19 protein-coding genes are annotated in these 20140 nt (G+C 37.8%); 9 read left to right on the forward strand and 10 right to left on the reverse strand.

Translation table 11 applies throughout. The annotated features are described in order from the left end of the window. Positions 1-15: 15 nt before the first annotated feature. The 3 genes from HYG79_RS17685 (at position 16) to HYG79_RS17695 (ending at position 1500) form a co-directional block, all read left to right on the forward strand. Positions 16-336: a DUF4870 domain-containing protein gene (locus HYG79_RS17685; protein ID WP_179243388.1), complete on the forward strand. Its 321-nt coding sequence runs from the start codon at positions 16-18 to the stop codon at positions 334-336. A gap of 90 nt (positions 337-426) precedes the next feature. Beyond that, the gene (locus HYG79_RS17690; protein ID WP_179243389.1) at positions 427-750 is read left to right on the forward strand and encodes a hypothetical protein; all 324 of its coding nucleotides are present in this window, start codon (positions 427-429) and stop codon (positions 748-750) included. A gap of 90 nt (positions 751-840) precedes the next feature. After that, a complete protein-coding gene (locus HYG79_RS17695; RefSeq protein WP_179243390.1) occupies positions 841-1500 on the forward strand; it encodes an alpha/beta hydrolase in 660 nt (219 codons plus the stop codon). An 8-nt stretch (positions 1501-1508) separates the two neighbouring features. On the opposite strand, the gene HYG79_RS17700 is transcribed toward HYG79_RS17695, so the two are convergent. Both HYG79_RS17700 and HYG79_RS17705 read right to left on the reverse strand, forming a co-directional pair. Beyond that, the gene (locus HYG79_RS17700) at positions 1509-2006 is read right to left on the reverse strand and encodes a hydrolase (RefSeq protein ID WP_179243391.1); all 498 of its coding nucleotides are present in this window, start codon (positions 2004-2006) and stop codon (positions 1509-1511) included. Then, positions 2006-2770 (reverse strand): MBL fold metallo-hydrolase, encoded by a 765-nt coding sequence (locus HYG79_RS17705; RefSeq protein WP_179243392.1) that lies wholly within the window; start codon positions 2768-2770, stop codon positions 2006-2008. The genes HYG79_RS17700 and HYG79_RS17705 overlap by 1 nt, the downstream gene beginning before the upstream one ends. 89 nt (positions 2771-2859) lie before the next feature. Here HYG79_RS17705 and HYG79_RS17710 point away from each other — a divergent pair, with 89 nt between their 5' ends. Further along, the gene (locus tag HYG79_RS17710) at positions 2860-4320 is read left to right on the forward strand and encodes a nucleotidyl transferase family protein (RefSeq protein ID WP_179243393.1); all 1461 of its coding nucleotides are present in this window, start codon (positions 2860-2862) and stop codon (positions 4318-4320) included. Between the two features lie 70 nt (positions 4321-4390). On the opposite strand, the gene bcp is transcribed toward HYG79_RS17710, so the two are convergent. After that, a complete protein-coding gene (bcp, locus tag HYG79_RS17715; protein ID WP_179243394.1) occupies positions 4391-4840 on the reverse strand; it encodes a thioredoxin-dependent thiol peroxidase in 450 nt (149 codons plus the stop codon). 57 nt (positions 4841-4897) lie between these two features. On the opposite strand from bcp, the gene HYG79_RS17720 reads away from it, so the two are divergent. Then, positions 4898-5563, forward strand: coding sequence for an endonuclease III domain-containing protein (locus HYG79_RS17720; RefSeq protein WP_179243395.1), 666 nt, complete (start codon positions 4898-4900; stop codon positions 5561-5563). 230 nt (positions 5564-5793) lie between these two features. Here HYG79_RS17720 and HYG79_RS17725 read toward each other — a convergent pair whose 3' ends face one another. From HYG79_RS17725 to HYG79_RS17735, 3 genes are all read right to left on the reverse strand, one after another. After that, positions 5794-6375 carry an RNA polymerase sigma factor gene (locus HYG79_RS17725; protein WP_179243396.1) on the reverse strand — a complete coding sequence of 194 codons (582 nt, stop codon included), beginning with the start codon at positions 6373-6375 and terminating at the stop codon, positions 5794-5796. Between the two features lie 346 nt (positions 6376-6721). Continuing rightward, complete coding sequence (locus HYG79_RS17730) at positions 6722-6865, reverse strand: hypothetical protein (protein WP_179243397.1); 144 nt, start codon at positions 6863-6865, stop codon at positions 6722-6724. 126 nt (positions 6866-6991) lie between these two features. Next, positions 6992-7573, reverse strand: coding sequence for a sigma-70 family RNA polymerase sigma factor (locus HYG79_RS17735; RefSeq protein WP_179243398.1), 582 nt, complete (start codon positions 7571-7573; stop codon positions 6992-6994). A 243-nt stretch (positions 7574-7816) separates the two neighbouring features. Here HYG79_RS17735 and uvrA point away from each other — a divergent pair, with 243 nt between their 5' ends. Continuing rightward, the gene (uvrA, locus tag HYG79_RS17740) at positions 7817-10594 is read left to right on the forward strand and encodes an excinuclease ABC subunit UvrA (RefSeq protein ID WP_179243399.1); all 2778 of its coding nucleotides are present in this window, start codon (positions 7817-7819) and stop codon (positions 10592-10594) included. A 303-nt stretch (positions 10595-10897) separates the two neighbouring features. After that, positions 10898-12157 carry a hypothetical protein gene (locus HYG79_RS17745; RefSeq protein ID WP_179243400.1) on the forward strand — a complete coding sequence of 420 codons (1260 nt, stop codon included), beginning with the start codon at positions 10898-10900 and terminating at the stop codon, positions 12155-12157. Between the two features lie 89 nt (positions 12158-12246). Here HYG79_RS17745 and HYG79_RS17750 read toward each other — a convergent pair whose 3' ends face one another. Genes HYG79_RS17750 through HYG79_RS17765 form a run of 4 tightly spaced genes read right to left on the reverse strand, consistent with a single transcriptional unit; the run spans position 12247 to position 17699 of the window. Beyond that, a complete protein-coding gene (locus HYG79_RS17750; protein WP_179243401.1) occupies positions 12247-13707 on the reverse strand; it encodes an oligosaccharide flippase family protein in 1461 nt (486 codons plus the stop codon). Beyond that, the gene (locus tag HYG79_RS17755) at positions 13708-14979 is read right to left on the reverse strand and encodes a glycosyltransferase family 4 protein (RefSeq protein ID WP_179243402.1); all 1272 of its coding nucleotides are present in this window, start codon (positions 14977-14979) and stop codon (positions 13708-13710) included. It lies immediately after the preceding gene. Next, positions 14979-17414 carry a YfhO family protein gene (locus HYG79_RS17760; RefSeq protein WP_179243403.1) on the reverse strand — a complete coding sequence of 812 codons (2436 nt, stop codon included), beginning with the start codon at positions 17412-17414 and terminating at the stop codon, positions 14979-14981. Before HYG79_RS17760 ends, HYG79_RS17755 begins: the two co-directional genes overlap by 1 nt. A gap of 21 nt (positions 17415-17435) precedes the next feature. Next, positions 17436-17699, reverse strand: a complete 264-nt coding sequence (locus HYG79_RS17765; protein WP_179243404.1) for a DUF4834 family protein — start codon at positions 17697-17699, stop codon at positions 17436-17438. 93 nt (positions 17700-17792) lie between these two features. Between HYG79_RS17765 and HYG79_RS17770 the strand changes: the two genes are divergently transcribed. Both HYG79_RS17770 and HYG79_RS17775 read left to right on the forward strand, forming a co-directional pair. Further along, positions 17793-18860 carry a transporter gene (locus tag HYG79_RS17770; RefSeq protein ID WP_179243405.1) on the forward strand — a complete coding sequence of 356 codons (1068 nt, stop codon included), beginning with the start codon at positions 17793-17795 and terminating at the stop codon, positions 18858-18860. A gap of 55 nt (positions 18861-18915) precedes the next feature. After that, a complete protein-coding gene (locus HYG79_RS17775; RefSeq protein ID WP_179243406.1) occupies positions 18916-20034 on the forward strand; it encodes a GTP cyclohydrolase in 1119 nt (372 codons plus the stop codon). Positions 20035-20140 lie beyond the last annotated feature (106 nt).

Genomic DNA, 20140 nt, shown 5'->3' on the forward strand with positions numbered 1-20140 from the left:
TAAAAACTATAAATTATGGATCAAAACACAAAAGAAGAAGGGAAAACAATGGCTATAATCAGTTACATCACTGTAATTGGTCTTATTATTGCGTATTTCATGAATAAAGATAAAAATAACGAGTTCGTTAAATTTCACATCGGTCAGTCCCTAAGGGTATTTATTTTAGCGATCGTTATTTCTATTGTAGTAAATATTTTAGTTTCGGTTACTGGAATCGGTCTCTTAAGCTTTTTATCTTACATACCACTAATCTTAATAATTCTTGGGATTATTAATGCAGTCAATTTAAAAGCAGAGCCGTTACCTGTAATCGGTACCATTGGCGGTAAGTAAACTTGATTTATATTCTGTAAAATTTATAGAGGCTTTAATTATAGAGCCTCTTTTTTTGTCCAAAATTCCGGGTTAGGCTAACTTTGAACTATGGAACAGCAAAAAGAAGGAAAAACTACAGCTATTGTTGCTTATTTTACCATAGTTGGGGCTTTGATTGCCATGAGTATGAACGCTGAACCCAAAAACGCTTTTGCCCGTTTTCATACTCGGCAGGCCTTTGGGCTTCACATAATTTTCATTGGTTGTGCCCTATTTTTAAGTCAATGGTTTAACCAATATGCGTTTTACGGACTTTATATGTTCTATTTTGTGCTTTGGGTGTATGGTTTTTTGGGCGCACTGAGCAATAAAGAGCAGTCCGTTCCCGTGCTAGGCCCCTATTTTCAGAAATGGTTCACGTTTATCCAGTAAAAAGCGACAAAATGAGAAAACCGGATAAACCGCTAAATTAGCCCAACCTATAAACTCAGTAACCTATAAACCTAAAAACCTCTCATCCAAATGACAACGGCTCCCTTATCGCTTGAACATCTTATCAGACCATCTTCATTAAAAAACGGAAAACCTCCAGTACTTTTTATGTTACACGGTTATGGCAGTAATGAGGAAGACTTGTTCTCGTTTGCGCCCGAGCTACCCGAAGAACTTTGTATAATTTCGGTAAGGGCCCCTTATCCCTTGCAACCCTTTGGCAATGCATGGTACGCAATACACTTTGATGCCGACCAAGGAAAATGGAGCGATGATGCGCAAGCCATAAAATCACGTGAAAAAATTATTGGTTTTATTGATGAAGCCTGTGCCACCTATCATTTAAATGAAGAAAACATTACATTGTTGGGATTTAGCCAAGGAACGATTTTAAGCTATGCCGTTGCGCTATCCTATCCTGAAAAAATAAGAAACGTTATAGCCCTCAGTGGGTATATCAATGAAAAAATAATATCACTCGAGCATGGCGAAAAAAAGCTTAGCCATTTAAACGTCTATGCTTCCCACGGTTCAGTAGATCAGGTCATTCCCGTGGAATGGGCTCAAAAAATCCCGGATTTTCTTAAAAAACTGAACATACCCCATACCTACGAAGAGTTCCCTACGGGACACGGTGTTGCACCACAAAACTTTTACTCCTTTAAAAAATGGTTGGAAGATAAAATTTAATCCATCATTTACTGGCCACTTCGCGTATACAGCAAATTATCCATCAAGGTAAAATCCACACCCAAATCATCTTTGAGTTCATATTTAATGAGTAGCTCACCCCAATATTTACCATCTGAAAAGTCCGCAATGATCCATTTATGGTTTAAAATTTTGATTTTGTTTATCTTAAAATCGCTTTGCATGCCTTCATAGGGTATCAAAGGGTTATCGCCTTTTTTTTCATTGGTTTCCAACAATTTATCGGCTATATAGCGAGAGGGGTTTTCAATTTTTAAATGGTCGTAATACGCTAGGGCATCATCGTTGTTCTCCAAGGAGAAGTATTGCATATCCAATTTTTCCAATTGTACATGTTGAACGGAATCTTTTAGTTGCACGACTTGGGTTTCCATTTTCTTTAGGCGTTCATCTTTGACCTTCTGCATATTACCATTGCTCACAAAAAGATAGAGTGCAATCAAAGCGGCAAAAATAAATAGGTACAGAAAAATTTTTTGCTTCATTATATATCTACAATTAAGTTATCGTATGCTAAATGTACATTTTCGGGTAATGTAGCCTCAACTTCGTCATGAAAACCCAAGTGGTGGCTAATATGGGTAAAATAAGCTTTTTCGGGAGCTACATCCTTTACAAACCCCAAAGCCTCTTCTAAATTAAAATGGGAATGGTGTGCTTCTTGCCTTAGGGCATTCACCACTAATACTTTTGTACCCTTTATTTTTTTGATTTCAGTCTTGGAAATTGATTTTACATCGGTCAAATACGTGAAATCATGAATTCTAAAACCAAAAACCTGTAGCCTATTATGAAATGCTTCAATCGGTTCAACGAACGTGTTCCCGATTTCAAAAGGTGAGTTGTTCTGAATAAGATTGACTTTTACCGCTGGCGCACCCGGATACCTGTTTTCATCAGTAAAGATATAATCAAACCGTTTTTTTAAGGCAATCACAACACGTTCATGTGCATAAATGGGAACATCGCCCTGTCTAAAAAAAAAAGGTCTAATGTCATCCAAACCCGCCACATGGTCCGAATGTTCATGGGTAAATAGGATTCCGTTCAATTTGGTTACCTTATTGGTCAGCATTTGCTGCCTAAAGTCAGGGCCACAATCAATTACATAATTATAATCGTCCCAACTTACGAGAACCGACACCCGTAGGCGCTTATCTTTTGGGTTTTTACTGAGGCATACGGGGTGTTGGCTCCCGATAACGGGAATACCCTGTGAAGTTCCAGTGCCCAAAAAAGTAATTCTCAACGGTTCGCCTATTTATTTCAAAATTATAACTTATTTATTAAAAAGATACGCCAATCTTATTAACTTTGTTTAACATTAAACCATCTAAAATGGCCTCTGTTTTGAGAAAAGAAATTGCTTTTGAAAATATCCCTTCCATAAAAGCAAAGACCTTAAGAATAAACCTTAACCCCGATATTTACGGAACGTTTGCAGAAATTGGTGCCGGTCAAGAAACAGCAAGGCACTTTTTTAGGTCCGGGGGCGCATCGGGCACCATTGCCAAGGCCATGAGTGCCTACGACAAAGACTTTAGCGATGCTATCTACGGTATTGAAAAAGACGGGCGTTATGTAACACAACCTAGGCTAAAGCGTATGTTGGCCCATGAAATGCAGTTAATGGAGGAACGCATAAGTCGTGACAAACACCCGGACCGTTTGTTCTTTTCCTATGCGAATACCGTTGCAACCATAGATTTTTCAAAGCGATACAAAGGCCACGGTTGGATAGGTATCAGGTTTCAGTTGGATACAAAACAGAAAGAGTTTGATGAAATTGTGCTACACGTACGCTTTAAACAAAATGAGGCACGTTTACAACAAGAAACACTGGGCATTTTAGGGGTAAACCTTATTTATGGGGCTTTTTATAAATATCACAAACCTAGAAAACTTTTAAAATACCTATACGATCACATAGATAAGGATACCCTGGAAATCGATATGATCAATTTTTCGGGGCCAAACTTTAAGGACGTGGACAATAGGTTGATGAGCCTTCAGTTGATACGTAACGATATGACCGATGCTGTCATGTTCGGCCCGGACGGCAACAACCTATTACCGGCAGCTATTTTATATAAGAAAAATATTTTGGCCTTGCGAGGCAGCTTTAGACCGGTTACCAAAGTAAATATGGATATGTTCCAAAAATCCTACGATATTTTTGTTCGTGAACAAACGGTAGAGTTGGACAAAACCATCGTGATATTTGAGATTACACTCTCGAATCTTAAAGCATCCGGTGAAATTGATGAGCAGGATTTTATGGATAGGGCAGAATTGTTATGTTCTCTAGGCCACACAGTTATGATATCCAAATTTCAAGAATACTTTAAGTTGGTAGAATATTTTCACAACTATACCAAAGAACGTATTGGCCTAACGATGGGGGTCAATAATTTGGTCGACGTATTTGATGAAAAATACTACCGCCATTTGAGCGGGGGTATTTTGGAAGCCTTTGGAAAATTATTTTTCAAAGACCTAAAAGTATATCTATATCCCATGAAAAATGCGGAAACGGGACAGGTAATGACCAGTAACAATGTGAAGGTTCACCCACGAATGAAAGAATTGTACAAATTCTTTAAATACAATGGCAAGGTGATGGATATTATTGATTATGATCCGGAAATCATGCATATTTTCTCAAGAGAAGTTTTAAAAAGGATTATGAACGGAGAAGGTGGTTGGGAAGAAATGCTTCCAGAGGGTATTGCCGAAATGATCAAAGAGAAAAACTTATTTACACGAAAACTTTTGAAAGAAGAAAAAAACAACGCTTAATATGAATTAAAAAAGCCCTGAAAAATCAGGGCTTTTTTATATCAATTATTTTCAACAAAATTGATGACACCTACAACAATTGAGCTGCGTGATCCTTGGTTTTGACTTTTTCGACAACTTTTGAGACTACACCATCCTCGTCAATCACAAAAGTCATTCTATGAATACCATCATACTCGCGTCCCATAAACTTTTTAGGGCCCCAAACGCCAAATGCATTTATTACGGTATGGTCTTCATCGGCCAATAATGGAAAAGGGAAATCATATTTATTCTTAAAATTGGCCTGCTTTTTCTCGGAATCGGCACTAACACCCAGTAGTTCATGTCCCTGAGCTTGCAATTCGCTATAATTATCCCTTAAATTGCATGCTTCAGCAGTACAACCAGGTGTGTTCGCCTTGGGATAAAAAAAGACAATTAGTTTTTTGCCATTATAATCCGATAGTTTTACGGTGTTGCCATCTTGGTCTTTTGCAGAAAATGAAGGAACTTTATCACCTACTTTTAATGTATTCATAGTAATTATTTAATTTAAATTAATGTTCAATATTTTGATGATAAAATTAAACAAAAAATGACGAAATCCGAAAAAGTAGATTTTACAATTAGAACATTACAGGAATTATATCCCACCATTCCGGTTCCTTTGGAACATAAAGATCCTTACACCTTATTGATTGCCGTTTTAATGTCGGCTCAAAGTACCGATGTACGTGTAAATCAAATAACCCCCCTACTCTTCGAAAAAGCGGATAACCCGTATGATATGGTAAAAATGTCGGTAGAGGAAATAAGGGATATCATACGCCCCGTTGGCTTATCACCCATGAAATCAAAAGGAATTCACGGACTGTCAAAAATATTGATCGAAAAATATAAAGGAGAAGTGCCAAAAAACATTGAGTTGTTGGAAGATTTACCGGCCGTAGGCCATAAAACGGCAAGTGTTGTGGTTTCACAAGCTTTTGGCATACCGGCTTTTCCCGTAGACACTCATATTCATAGATTAATGTACCGCTGGGGGTTTACCAATGGCAAAAATGTTGTACAAACCGAAAAAGATGCCAAGCGTTTATTTCCCAAAGCATTATGGAACGATCTACACTTACAAATAATTTGGTACGGAAGGGATTATTCCCCGGCGAGGGGCTGGGATTTGGAAAAAGATATCATAACCAAAACAATCGGGAGAAAAACAGTTTTGAACGAATACTATAAAATCAAAAAGACCCGTAAATGAAGGGTCTTTTTGATTTTAATTTAAATTACTTTCAAAAATGAATTTTTTGTGCTTCACTATTCGAAGGGAACTGGAATAGTTCAATAAAAACTGAACCGTTTCAGGACGTGCTTTGGCAAGTTTGCAATTTTTTTGATTTCTAGAGTAAACTTTTTCCATATTTTCTGTGTTGTTATACATAAATAACGCCACTGATATGGAAATATTGCACTGTACAAAAAAAGGTGCTTTTACGTAGTCAATACAATATTGTTTTTTTCTATGATTTTTCTAAGGTTTATGAGTGCATACCGCATTCGGCCCAAGGCTGTATTTATACTAACCCCAGTATTTTCCGAAATTTCCTTAAAGCTCATGTCCTTATAAATACGCATTAATAAAACTTCGCGCTGATCGTCCGGTAACTCATCGATCAATAAAGTAAGGTCACTATCGATCTGTTCTTTTATGATTTGTTTTTCGGCATTCAATTTATCGTCCCCTATGACCGAAAAAATGTTAAAATCGTCACTGCCTTCAAATTTGGGCATACGCTTGTTTTTTCTGAAGTGGTCAATAATAAGGTTATGTGATATTCTCATTACCCATGGTAAAAATTTACCCTCTTCGCTATACGTTCCTTTTTTAAGGGTTTTGATAACCTTTATAAAGGTGTCTTGAAAGATATCTTCGGTAACGTCGCGATCCAGTACTTTGGAATAGATAAAGCTACTGATGCGTTGGTTGTGCCTGTTGATCAATATTTCAAGAGCTTTTTCTTCTCCGTTGATATAATCTTTTACTAATACTGAATCGTCAATTTGTACTTTCATGAGATAGATTTTTTGGTTAGAAATTTTGGGGATATTGAGTTACTGATTAATGTGATTAAATAGTTTTTGTTTTTAATTACATGTTAAAAGTATGTAAATGTAGAGGTGGAGTAAAAACATTGTTGTCAAACCCCATTTTTTTGATGTCAAACCCTGTTTTTATATTTTTTACCAAAAAATGATATTCTAAAACCAAGTAAATCACATAAATAAGGGATGTCTGCTGATACTTGTTTTTTATTGTGCAAATTTTTAATAGTATCAAAAGATAGATATGTCTAGGTATAAACATAAAAAACCTTCAGTTGCCTGAAGGTTTATCTTATATGGTTAGAAAGTAACTGTACTAGTTCAAATTGTTCTCGAATTTTACGTTACCATATTCTATAATGTCCAATGACTTTGAATAATTTAGTAAAAACTGAACAGTTTCCGGTTTGGCTTTGACAAGCTTGCAGTCGTTTTGTTTTTTAGTGTAGATGTTTTCCATACTTTCTGTTTGTTTCGTTACACTAAGATAACGCAGTATGTATGGGTTTATCGCCTTGGCTCGTTCTATTACATATTAATTAGTTGAAAAGGAGTGACCAATATGATAGCATCGTTGAAGCACCATTTAATTGGTCAAGACGATATTATGCGTCTCTATGATCTTCCTTAGATTTATAAGAGCGTAACGCATGCGGCCCAGAGCAGTATTGATACTTACGCCAGTGTTTTCGGATATTTCCTTAAAGCTCATGTCCTTATACATTCGCATGGTCAAAACTTCTTGCTGATCAACAGGCAGTTGTTCGATCAATACCAAAAGGTCGCTGTCTATTTGATCCTTGATTATTTGTTTTTCAGCATTTAACTTTTCATCGCCCAACACTGAAAAAATATTGTAGTCATCACTACCTTCAAACTTGGGCAAACGTCTACTTTTTCTAAAATGATCTATAATCAAATTATGTGCAATACGCATTACCCATGGTAAAAATTTGCCTTCTTCACTATATGTTCCCTTTTTTAGGGTACGAATCACTTTGATAAATGTGTCTTGAAATATGTCTTCCGTAATATTACGGTCGCCTATTTTGGAATAAATAAAACTGCTGATGCGTTGGTTGTGTTTTCTGATAAGTAGCTCCAGAGCCCTTTCGTCTCCGTTCATATAATCTCTTACCAATACCGAATCCTCGATTTGTAGTTTCATACAAATTACTTTTTTTGGGGTTTAACTTAAGTTTGTCCTAATTAAAGGGTCTCAGTTATTTAGGTTAATTTTTAAAAAAGTAATAGTATGCTATAGGCGTTTCGGTTTTTATTACGATTCAAATATAGAAAAAATATATTCTACTGGAAAAACATTGATAATATCATGATTGTTTGTGGGCAAGATAATAACGGTTGGCATTTACAAAACCCATAACGTATCTTTGCAGTATTAAATACGAGCATGACCACACTTATAGATGTCAACCCCAAAGAAAATATTATTATAAAGGGTGCAAAATTGCACAACCTCAAAAATATTGATGTAGTTATTCCCAGAAATAAATTGGTCGTTATAACTGGTCTGTCCGGTTCGGGAAAGTCAAGTTTGGCATTTGATACTTTATATGCCGAAGGTCAAAGGCGCTATGTAGAAAGCCTTTCGTCATATGCACGGCAATTTTTGGGGAAACTGGACAAGCCAAAAGTAGATTATATAAAAGGTATTGCCCCGGCAATAGCGATAGAGCAAAAAGTAAATTCCACAAACCCGCGTTCTACTGTTGGCACAACAACGGAAATCTATGACTATCTAAAGCTCTTGTATGCCCGTATAGGTAGAACTTTTTCTCCAGTTTCGGGAAATGAGGTAAAAAAGCACACCGTAACGGATGTTGTCAATTTTGTAAAATCTTTTGAAGAAGGGACCAAATTGTTACTGTTGGCACCGATAGTTATCCCCAAAGAAAGAGAGGTCGGCAAATCACTTCAACTTTTAAGCAAACAAGGTTATGCCCGTATAAAATATAAAGGCGAAGTACTACGGATAGATGATAAACTCACCAACATAGGCAGGGAGTTTTATTTGGTAATAGACCGTATTATAACAAAAGATGACGAGGATTTTTATAACCGATTGGCCAATGCCATAGATACGGCCTATTTTGAAGGTAAAGGCGAATGCATTATCGAGGAACTTAAAACGGAAAAGCAAACCCCTTTCAGCAACAAGTTTGATTTGGATGGAATTTCCTTTTTAGAGCCCAATATACACCTGTTCAGCTTCAACAACCCTTACGGTGCTTGTCCAAAATGTGAAGGGTATGGGGATGTCATAGGAATTGATGAAGATCTGGTCATCCCAAATACCGCTTTATCCATATATGAAAACGCCGTTTTCCCATGGCGAGGGGAAAGTATGGGCTGGTACCGGGATCAATTGGTGAATTCGGGCCATACGTTCAATTTTCCCATTCACAAACCATGGTTTGAGCTTAGTGAAGAACAAAAGCAATTGGTCTGGGACGGTAACAAACATTTTATTGGCATTCATAAGTTTTTCCAAACCTTAGAAGAAAAAAGTTATAAAATCCAAAATAGGGTGATGCTCTCACGCTATCGAGGTAAAACAAAATGTAACCTATGTAAGGGCAAACGTTTGAGGAAAGAAACCGATTATGTTAAAATTGATGGTAAATCTATTTCTGACCTAGTAGAACTTTCCATAGAAAAACTTATTGGTTTCTTTGACCAGTTGTCATTAAATAACAATGATACCGCCATAGCTACGAGATTATTAAAGGAAATCAATACCCGGTTAGGTTTTTTGGATAAGGTAGGGTTAAACTACTTGACCTTGAACCGAAAGTCAAATACACTCTCGGGCGGGGAGAGCCAAAGGATAAACCTGGCCACCTCACTGGGGAGTAGTTTGGTAGGTTCTATGTATATTCTGGACGAGCCCAGTATTGGCCTTCATCCAAAAGATACCGAGAATTTAATCGATGTTCTAAAATCGCTTCGTGATTTGGGCAATACCGTTATCGTTGTTGAGCACGATGAGGATATCATGAAAGCAGCTGATGAAGTCATAGATATTGGCCCGGAAGCAGGCACGCATGGCGGGGAGGTTACGGCCCACGGTACGCTGACCCAGGTTTTAAAATCCAATTCGCTAACGGCAAGTTATCTTAACGGCTCAAAAGAAATTGAAGTTCCCAAAAAAAGAAGGACTTCTAAAAATCATATCAAAATAAAGGGTGCACGGGAAAACAACCTAAAAAATATTGATGTAAACTTCCCATTGAACATGCTTACGGTAGTTACCGGTGTTTCGGGAAGCGGAAAAAGCACCTTGGTAAAGAAGCTGTTATATCCCATTATTTTGAAGGAAGTTGGTGGCTATGGTGAAAAAGCTGGGCAATTTACTTCTGTAGAAGGCAAGTACAGTACTATTCAACATGTGGAGTTTGTAGACCAAAACCCAATTGGACGCTCTTCCCGTTCCAATCCCGTTACTTACATAAAGGCCTATGACGACATCCGTGCGCTGTACGCCTCGCAAAAATTAAGTAAAATAAGAGGCTACCAGGCCAAACATTTTTCGTTCAACGTAGATGGTGGCCGATGTGAAAAATGTAAGGGTGAAGGCGAGATTACCGTAGAGATGCAGTTTATGGCCGATGTACACTTGGAATGTGATACCTGTAACGGCAAACGTTTCAAAAAAGAAGTATTGGAAGTGAAGTTTGAAGGCGCCAATATTGACGATGTCCTCAACATGACCATAGATGATGCCATTCTCTTCTTTGAAAACGGTAAACAAAATAAAATCATAACCAAACTAAAGCCCTTGCAAGATGTAGGTTTGGGCTATGTAACACTAGGGCAGTCCTCCTCTACCCTTTCTGGCGGTGAAGCACAACGTATCAAATTAGCCTCGTTTTTGGTAAAGGGAAATACAAAGGATAAAGCCTTGTTTATATTTGACGAACCAACCACTGGACTACACTTTCACGATATCAAAAAATTATTGAAGTCATTTGATGCCCTAATAGCAAAAGGGCACTCAATCGTAGTGATTGAACATAACATTGAACTTATTAAATGTGCCGACTATATTATAGATTTGGGTATGGAAGGCGGTGAGAATGGCGGACAGCTGATCGTTCAAGGCACACCGGAAGAAGTTGTAAAAAACGAGCAATCTCATACGGCGAGATATTTGAAAGAAAAATTATAACAAGTCATTGTAGATTTTAAATACGTACTTTTTACCAAGCATAGTATTCTTTTTTTATCTTAATTTATTTAAGCTTCAAATACAATTTTTATGTTGCCTATTTCTATTTAAAATAACATTCAAACGCATTGCTGTTTTGAAATGAGAAGTAAAAATTCGATAAATTAAATACAGAAATACAAATTTAAAAATTTTAAACAACTCATTATCAAGATATTATAATTTATTAAATTTTTTGGCACGCTGTTTGTTTTGTATAAGGCAAGTGTAAATAATTGCACTTAGAATTTAAAACCTTATATCATGAAAAAACTCGTACTACTTTTATCAGCGGTCGTTTTAGGTACCACAGGTATCATGGCCAGTACATTGGAAGATAAGGTTGCCACTCGCAATGCTTATAGGTTCAACAACTCTTTCATCTTTGTGGAGAACGGCATTACATTTTCGGTTTATCCAGATGGCGAATTCGATTTTTATATAGATAATAGGGTAAATATTGGTGCCAACGTAAATTTTGGTCGTACCAACATCACGTTCAATTCAGGTTTTGATTATAGCCCCTTCGCACAGTATGATGATTACGGAGCGGTAATACAAGTAGAAAACGTACCAATTTTTTATGACTTTTACGGTCGTGTAAACCAAATTGGTAACATTAATATCAACTATCGCAATGGACGAGTGAACAGATTGGGCGGCATGTATGTTTTTTACAATAACAGAGGTATCTACAGCCGTCACACAGGGTTCATCAACGTATATAACAGAAACTATATATATAGGCCTTTTCATAGATTTTTCGCAAGGCCGGCCGTGGGGTTATGTTTAGTGTACAATAGGCCATATAGAAGATTCTATCAGCCGATTAGGTATACCTTTCACAGACCTTACCGATTTAATACTCGAAGAGCTTATGCCCAAGTAGGTCGCAACTATACATACAATAGAACGCGAAGAAGCAACATATATAGAAATGACAACAGGGTAGTCGCTCGTGAAAACAATAGGGCGAGAAGGAGTAACGATGGTCTTAGAACACGAACGAACAACAGGGTCTATAACGGCGATAGGGTTGCTACTAGGAAAAATAGCAATGCTAGGACCACGAGGTCTTTGGACAGAAAAGGTGTTGTAAACCGTGGCAATAGAACTGTAAACAGAAGCTCAAATTACAGATCGAACAGTGCCAACAGAAAGGCCGTAAACAGAAATGCCACTGAAAGAACGGTTACTAAAAGAAGCACACGTACCGTAAGACCAAACAGTACAGGGAGAACTGTCACAAAAAGAGAGGTCACTCGTACACCACGAAGTACCAGCGTAACCAGAAGCACTAAAACGTACAAAAGACCTCAAAGTAGAAACAGCTCTAGGAGCACCTTTTCAAGAAGTACTAAAACACAACGTTCCGCCGCAGTCAAGCCTGCAAGCAGAAAATCAAGAAGCTCGGGAACAGTGTCCAGAAGTTCTTCTACCAAAAGAACGATAAGTAGAGCCCCTTCTTCTAGAAGTAGTAGAAGTACGGCATCTAGAAGTAGTAGAAGCACAAGAAGATATTAAGATAGTTTTTAGGTTGGTTAGTTGTTTAGCCCCGCAGCGGATTCGTCCCTGCGGGGCTTTTTTCATTACAATTGTTTGGATAGAAAAAACTACGGTTTCTTTTTAAAGAATTTCCGTAGCATACCATAAACATCATCGGAAATTTTAAACTTATAGATTACAAATAGATATACACCCGTGATCAATATACTTTTAAAACCGATATTGATCAATGGGTAAAAGGGAAGTTCCAAAAAATAAAACATACCACAAACCACTATAAGCAGAAGAAAAACCTTGGCAGTTTCCAACGTAAAGGGCAACATATTGAACTTGACCTTCACATAAAATATTTTCAGCGTGTTGTATATGAATAGGGCTAAAAAAGTGGCATAGGCGGCACCGTCTATGCCATAAGAAGGGATTAACCATAAATTGAACACTACGGTCAAAACGGCTAAAAAGGCACCCATAAAAAGTACCGCTTTATAATAATCGGAATTATAGAGAATGGCATTGTTGTTTCCCAAAAGGGAGTCATAAACCTTTACCAAGCCAATCAAGAAAACTATAACGAATCCGCCTCTATATTCTTCCGGTAGCAGTTGATATAGGTCAGCCAAATTGGGAAGAATCAAAATAAAAATAAGCCCTGAGATTATCAGCAAGGTCAATGAGCTTTTTTGATATAGTTTCTTTAATTGTACCATATCGTTCTTGCCAAGAATATCCGCTGTCAACGGGTGCGTTATCTGATGCATGGCACGTGACGGCACAATAACGACCGTTGCGATGTAAATAGCCACACTGTAATAGGCCACATTTTGAATTTCGATATATTGATTTATCATAAACTTATCGATTTCCAACTGTATTACGGCTGATGACCCGCCCAATATGATAAGTGTGGTGTAGCTTAAAATCGCACATGAGTTCTTGGGAAAAGCAAAGTTCAGTTTTGGCATGTGCAGCCGATATGCATATATTTTCATGATCAGCATGCGAGCTATATAGAGCCCTACCAAGGCTTTCAGGAAAAAATCAACATCAATAATACTTAAATAAACAAGGACCAAGAGAACGGTAACGCCCAAGCGTACAAAAATCTCTTTCATAAAATTACCAAAAACCGATTTCATCCTGGCTTTGGTCATCGCATAAAATACCTCAAAATAGGCCAAGGCCATGCCGATGAAAAAAATGTACCACACATACTTTTTTACCATACTGTTCTCCGATGCCAAAAAACTACCGATATCATCGTAAAAAAAATAGGTGACCAAGCCAATAGGCAGCAGCATTAAAATCGGCAGAAGCAGCATTAAGGTCAAAAAGGCGTCCAATTCTTTTTTGGCCGTGAATGCATTATAATATTTTATCAATGTGAGTGGTACACCAAATGAAAAAAGCGGCATAAGAATAAGGGAAGTCGATAAGATGACACCTACCAGACCGTAATACTCGTCAGAAATAAAGTTTGTGTATAAAAATAGTGTGTTAACGGCACCTATGCCAAACCCAAGATAGGTTACCACGGCGTTACTCAATGATTGCTTTAAGACAATTCCCATCTATATGAATTCGGTCAGTTTTTTAGTAAGCTGCCTTCTACTGTATGTATCAATACCTTTTGAGTTCACTTTGAGCTGATTCTTTTTAAATTGGTCGTACCAATCTAAAAGTAGTTTTTTAAGTTCGGTATGGGAGCTATAATCGAAAAAAACTCCGGTTTGGGTTTCCGCTAATATGTCCGATACTTCCCAACCTTTAGGGCCCAATGCCAAAATAGGCCGTTTGGCGGCCATGTATTCGAATAACTTTCCAGGAATTATACCCTTAGTCTCATGGGAATCTATCTCTACCAGCAATAAAATCTGTGAACTTCGCTGCTTGCGTAAAGCCTCTGCATGCGAACCATAGCCCCTTAACTTTAAATAAGGTGCCAATTCGTATTTTGAGAGCGTGTCCAACACATCTTGGCTGGTAACTCCCATAAATTCAAGTTGCAAATCTGTTCTAAAGACAGCATTCTCCCTCGCCAGTTCGGATAAAGCTCTCCATAAATTTTCCGGGTTTCTTCCAGTCAACAATGAACCAATGTGTGAAATCGTAAAACTTTCGTCCAAAAAAGCACCCCCATTGTAATCGGTATCGTACCCATTGGTAATGACCGTGATAGGTTTTCGCGTGATTTCTTGAAATTCTGATTTTGTGGTTTGGCTGGTCACAACAATTTTGTCCGCCTTGTTCAAAACCAGATGCTCTAACAGCTTATGCTTTTTTTGTGAGGCTTTGGTAAGTTTAAGTTTTTTATGATACCCGATAGAAGTCCATGGATCTCTAAAATCGGTTATCCATTTCACTTCCAATTGTTTTTTTAAATGTTGACCGATAAGATGGACACTGTGCGGGGGGCCGGTCGTAATTATCGTTTTAATATTTTCTTTTGCTATAAAATCCGATAGGTAATTGACTGATGGTTTTATCCAATATTTTCGAGCATCCGGTATAAAAAGATTCCCACGTACCCAAAGCATTGATTTTTCGATAAAAGACTGGTTCTTGGTCTGGATGATGCCAGAACTAATGCGTTTGGTCTTTTTGGGAGAAAACAATCGCGCCAATCCATAGGGCTCAAAAATAGGCTGCCTTACAATTGTAATACCTTTGGGGATTTGCTTGGACAAACTTTCGTCGATTATGGGATAATTGGGATTTTCCGGAACATATACGATAGGTTCTATCCCAAAATCCTTTAAATACTTTACAAAATTCAACCATCGCTGTACACCGGGACCTCCTGCAGGAGGCCAATAATAGGTAATGATGAGCACCTTTTGCATTACCTGTCCCCTTTTTTCCTTTTTCGCCAAAATGAAAAGCCGATACCTCCTAAAATCACTATTGCCAAGATAAGTGAACTGGCCAAGGAAATTTTACTGCCCAGCTTTACCACTTCTGGATTAAAATTGAATACGATGGTATGTTCACCTGAAGGTATTTGCAGGGCCCGCAAGGCATAATTTACCTTAAAGTGGGGTACTTCCCTACCGTCAATCAATGCGTACCAGCCATCGGGATAGTACATTTCTGAAAACACCGCCAAACCATTGTTTTTGTTTGATGATTTGTATACCAAACGGTTGGGCTCATAATCGGTTAGTGTTATGCTGGCTGTTGAATCCTTTTGATAATCAAATACATCAATATTTTGAAAAGTATTGGTATTTATAACAGCTTCATTTTTGGTGTCCAAATTCTCTAAGGCCAAGATTTCCTGATTTGCCGAGCTCACAGGGTTTAACTTTTCAATAAACCAAGCATTGCCATTGGCCTCGGGATTGTAACCGGGATAATTTTTCCCGTTCTCGTCTTGTTGAATAACGTATCGTACATTCAACATGTTCAAAACGCCTCTATTGCCCTTGTAGATGTAAAAATCAAACAAATCTTGCATTGCAGCGGGTTTGGCGGCATGGTACCCCGTTATGGATTGATGAAAATAGGAGGTACTCGCACTATTGAAGCCTTCCGAGGGGTTAAACACACGAAACTGCCCATCATCCTCCAAAATATCCGTATGCACTTTGGTTTTGGCAAAAGGTTGGTTCATTCGCCTTTTAGATACAAAATTATCTTCGTTTACATAGCGTTGACTCACACCGGCCAAATCGAAAAGTATTAGAAGGCCAATTGCTACAATAGCTATGTTGGTTTTGAGTTTTTTCCTCAAATAAAACCATAAGACCCCAGCTACCAACAAAACGTAAATAAAAGAACGAAAAAGGTCGTGGGAGTACACTGCTTTTCTATCCAATTTCAACATATCGGGCAATTCTTCCAACCCTGTCATTCGTAAACGCGCATCAACAGGACTCTCAAAATCAAAAGTCCCTTTTAAGAGAAACAATGTAATGGATAGCCCTGTTATGACAAAAAAACTATATTTTAAAGCGCTTATTTTCTTTTCTAATTCAATTTTCTTATTGAACACTGCAGCTAAAGCCAAAATGGCCAATACCGGAAAGCATAGCTCCAAGATTACTTGAGCAGATGATACTGCTCTAAACTTATCATACAGCGGAAAATAATCAATCATAAAATCGGTCAATAGGCTAAAGTTTTTGCCCCAGGAAAGCAATAAGGATATAACCGACCCACCCAATAACCACCATTTGGCTTTTTTTTCTACCAAAAAGAGCCCCAATATAAAAAGGAAAAAGATAATGGCCCCAACATACGCTGGTCCAGACGTACCCGGTTGCTCCCCCCAATATAATGGTAAGCTGCTTACAAAGTCCAATGCTTGCGTTCTCTGTAGGCCTTTATCCATTAAGTAGTTAAATGATTTGGAGTCCTCGCCCAAATCTTCTTGACTGGCTCCTCCGAATAATCTAGGTACGAACAGGTTCAAAGATTCCGCTACCCCATAACTCCATTGCGTGATGTATTCCTTATCAAGGCCATCTGAATCGGACTTTGGGGAGCCATCGGGGTTAATGGTCAATTCGGATTTCCCGCGCGTGCTCCAATCCGCATATTCTTTAGTGCTCAGCAAACTTGTAGTGTTGGCCGCAATACCCAACACAACAGCCAAAACCAGGATTCCCACGGATGTAAAAAAATGTTTTAGCTTTTTCTTTTTTATGGCATCAATGAGATAAACAATACCCAACGTCAACACCAAAAACACAAAATAATACGTCATTTGGTAATGATTGGCCATAACCTCCAAACCCATAGCGATAGTGGTCAGTACAAATCCCCAAAAATATTTTTTTCTAAAAACCAGAACAATGCCCCCTAAAACCATAGGCAAATACCCCATGGCATGTGCTTTGGCATTGTGCCCAACTCCAAGAATAATTATCAAATAGGTGGAAAAACCGAAGGCGATAGCACCTACTATGGCCAGCCTGTAATCTACCTTAAGGCAACATAAAAGAATATAAAATCCGATAAAATACAAAAAAAGATAATCTGCCGGTCTTGGTAAAAAGCGTATGAGCTTATCTAATTGTTTAACATAATTATGTGGATAGTTCGCCCCCAATTGGTATGTTGGCATGCCCCCGAAAGCACTATTGGTCCAATATGGTTCTTCGCCCGTTCTTTTGCGAAAATCGTTCTGCTCTTTGGCCATACCCGTATATTGGGCGATATCACTTTGGTAGATGACCTTACCCTGCAAAACCGGATGAAAGTATGACAAGGCGACCAAGACAAAAAATACGGCGACAAAAAAATGAACAAAAAAGGCTTTAAGACCTGACTTCATGAAATAGTTTTGTAAACAATATTACTCAATTTCTTCAAAATCTATGTACTCACCGACCTTTTTAGTGGGATTTGATTTTTTTCTCGGTTTTTTATCGATAATGACATCACCATCTTCATGTACCGTATTTTGGTTTTCCTGATTAAACTGCTCAAACTGTTCCTTGAAACGCTCCTGCGTTTTTTTTGCGGCGTAACTGAACAATTTGGGGCCGAACCATTTTAGCAATATTTTGAAGAGGTAATATACTAGAAGTATGATTAAAATCGTTTTCAATAACACCATAGCTCGTTACTCATTTATTTCAAAAGTACAATTATAACGTTTTAAGAACCGTCAAAAAATCTTAAAATAATAATAAAACTAAGACATAGTACAATGTTCAAAACAAACCTATTAGCCCTCACAACTGTATTTCTTTTTTCTTTTACGGGCTTTTCCCAATATACAGATGTCATTAATTCAAATAGACCTGGACGCTCTGTTAGTGCCTATGCCGTTGGTAAAGGGGTAGTACAAGCAGAATTTGGGCTTTCTTTTGAACAACAGGACCATTCCAAATTATTTACAGAGTCCAATATTTACGGGGCTGATTTCGCATTTAGATACGGATTGCTTTTCGAAACCTTGGAACTAAAATGGGAAGGTACCTATCAGCACCAAAATTTGACTTTTACCCAAACGGGAACCGACCAGAGCTTAACTGATTTTGGCAGAAATCGTATCGGGTTGAAATTTTTGGTGTTCGACCCTTTTAAAGACCCACAAGCCAACAAACCGAATTTATACAGTTGGCGGGCCAATCATAAATTTCAGTTCAAGAACCTTTTGCCGGCAGTATCCGTATATGCAGGCGCCAATGTGTTATTGGGTGACAACCCATTTTATGTAGGTGACCCGACCATCTCGCCGAGAGCGATGGTAGCGACACAAAGTAGGCTGACACCCCGCATGGTATTGATTTCCAACATAGCATATGACAGGATAGGAACTGATTTTCCAGAATGGAGCTATTTGATTTCAATTTCACACGCCTTTAGAAATCCCAAATGGAGTGTTTTTATAGAAAATCAGGGCATTAATAGCGATAGATATTCCGATTTTCTTTTTCGTAGCGGTGTGGCCCATCTTTTAAACGAGAATTTTCAGGTAGACGTTCATTTTGGAGCCAGTTTCAAGAACACACCTTCCCGAATTTTTGGTACGGCCGGTTTCTCCTATCGCTTGGATTTTCACAAAGATGCTCCGATAAAAGCAATCGAAGATCAAAAAGCGAATCAAAACGGCGGAGCCATAAAGAAGAACGCTATGAAAAAGGCGAAAAAAAAGAAGAAAAAAGGTAACGGCGCTGAAGATATAGATTTGGGACCTTCAAAAAAACAATTGCGAAAAAAAAGAAAGGCCGATAAGAAAAAGAAAAAGGATAGTGGTGTAATTGAGTTTTAAAATCGTTTTCTTCTCTTATTAAATATTCCTAATATTGGGTCTTACAAAAATCTGTATGATTCAAATTAAAGAGGCAACGACCAAAAAAGAATTAAAGACCTTCGTAAAATTTCCATTTTCCCTGTACAAAGGCTCTCCATATTGGGTGCCGCCTATCATCAATGATGAACTCGAAACTTTTGATACGGAGAAAAACCCTGTATTTATAGATGCCGATGCGCGCTTCTTTTTAGCCTATAAAGATGGAAAAACAGTTGGTCGTGTCGCTGCAATAGTCAATTGGATCGAGGTAAACCAGCAGCAACTTAAAAAAATGCGTTTTGGCTGGTTTGATTATATTGATGATACATCGGTTTCCGAGGCTCTTTTGAAAAAGGTAGCGGAAATTGGCAAAGAAAATGATTTGGAATATATGGAAGGTCCGGTCGGGTTTTCCAATTTGGATAAGGTAGGTGTGCTTATCGAAGGTTTCGATCATATTGGAACGATGATTACTTGGTACAATCACCCGTACTACGCATCACATTTAGAGCGGCTGGGGTTTGTAAAAGAGAAGGAATATCTCGAAAATAAATTTCCGGCGAAAAACGCGGACCCCAAGCACTTTACCCGTATTCAGGAACTTATTAAAAAAAGGTATTCCCTTAAACCTTTGAATTTCACCAAAACAAAGGACGTGATACCTTGGGCCGATAAAATGTTCGATCTATTCAACGACAGTTATTCCAGTTTGGCCTCATTTGTTCCCATTACCGATATTCAAAAAGAATATTTCAAGAAAAAATATATCAGTTTTATAAATCCCGAATACATTAAGTTTATACTAGATAAAGATGACAACCTTATCGCTTTTGCCATAGTGATGCCCTCATTTTCAAAAGCCCTGCAAAAAGCCAATGGAAAATTATTCCCGTTTGGTATTTTTCATTTACTCAAAGCAAAAAAACATAGTAAGGACGTTATTTTTTATTTGATAGGTATTCGACCGGATTATCAAAATAAAGGGGTAACGGCAATTATTTTTAATGAGTACCATAAAACTTTCACAGAAAAAGAAATAGAAATGTGCTATCGTACTCCAGAATTGGAGGAGAATACGGCAATACAACAAATCTGGAAACATTTTGGGCCGGTTACACACAAGCGGCGCAGAACCTACAGGAAAAATCTTTGACCTTAAAAATAAACCACTATGGATTCGAAATCTCTGGTTTTGAACAAAAGGGTAAAAATTATTTTTAATAGCTTCTCATTCCTAATAGAGCACAAAAAGGAATCTT

This window comes from Costertonia aggregata, assembly GCF_013402795.1.
Taxonomy (GTDB): Bacteria; Bacteroidota; Bacteroidia; order Flavobacteriales; family Flavobacteriaceae; genus Costertonia; species Costertonia aggregata.